Annotated in this window: 1 protein-coding gene; it reads right to left on the bottom strand. The window is 69.2% G+C overall.

Annotated features, from left to right (window positions below):
- Nucleotides 1-396 precede the first annotated feature (396 nt).
- Nucleotides 397-702, bottom strand: coding sequence for a hypothetical protein (locus ACRYR8_RS21200; RefSeq protein ID WP_432486244.1), 306 nt, complete (start codon nt 700-702; stop codon nt 397-399).
- Between the last annotated feature and the right edge of the window lie 86 nt (nt 703-788).

Genomic DNA, 788 nt, shown 5'->3' with positions numbered 1-788 from the left:
CGGTCCTCCCGCCCTCCGTGCGCGTGATCATGACCAGTCCGCGACCTCGCAGACTGGTCGATAGGTCGACGTCTGACCACGGCCGCTCAGGCCACCGACGCCTACGGTGATGGTCATGGCTCTTGAGCGGAAGACAGGCAGCCCAGCCACCTGGATGCGCTTGCTCCTCGTCGCAGCAGGCCTTGCCGTGGTCTGGGCGGCCACCGAGTACGCCGGCGGAGCGCTCTGGTGGCTCCTGATCCTGTGCACGGGAGTGCTGTGGTACCTGGCTGTGCGCGGAGCACGACGGAGGCGACCCGTCGCACGGGACTGAGCCTCACATCAGCGAACTGGCGAACTCACGCCCACGTCGAGAAGCGGGACGCTCGGCCATGGCGCGGGACGGGTCGCCTCCCGTCAGCCGGACAGCGACAGCTTCACCCACGATGTCGCACCGAAGAGCTGCCCCAGACCTCCCAGGGCCGAGTCGGCCGGCTCCGCGGTCAGCTCCACGGTGGCGCCCTCCTCCAGCTGCACCACGCAGGTCTCACTGCCCGACCAGTCGATGCGCGCCCGGACGCTGTGCTTACCTGCTGGCACCGTCAACCGCAGCTGGCCGCCTGCCCGCACCTTGCCGCAGCGTCGGCCATCAACCTCGATGCGGTAGCTGCGGACCGCATCACGGTAGTGACCGGCCGGGCGTTTGATCAGCAGCCAACCCATCGACGCTTCACTCGGCACGATCCCCGTCTTACCTCACAGGCGAGCCGTTCGCGTCGGCTTGCTCCCGCTCATCCCGCCGGCCGCGC

Origin of the sequence: Kineococcus esterisolvens, from assembly GCF_050871405.1 — a bacterium.
Lineage (GTDB): Bacteria > Actinomycetota > Actinomycetes > Actinomycetales > Kineococcaceae > Kineococcus.
The sequence above is the reverse complement of the archived record's forward strand: the minus strand, read 5'-3'. Positions and strand labels throughout refer to the sequence as shown.

Bases quoted from the DNA above. Each gene is read 5' to 3' on its own strand.
- ACRYR8_RS21200 (WP_432486244.1), bottom strand. From the start codon at position 702: ATGGGTTGGCTGCTGATCAAACGCCCGGCCGGTCACTACCGTGATGCG.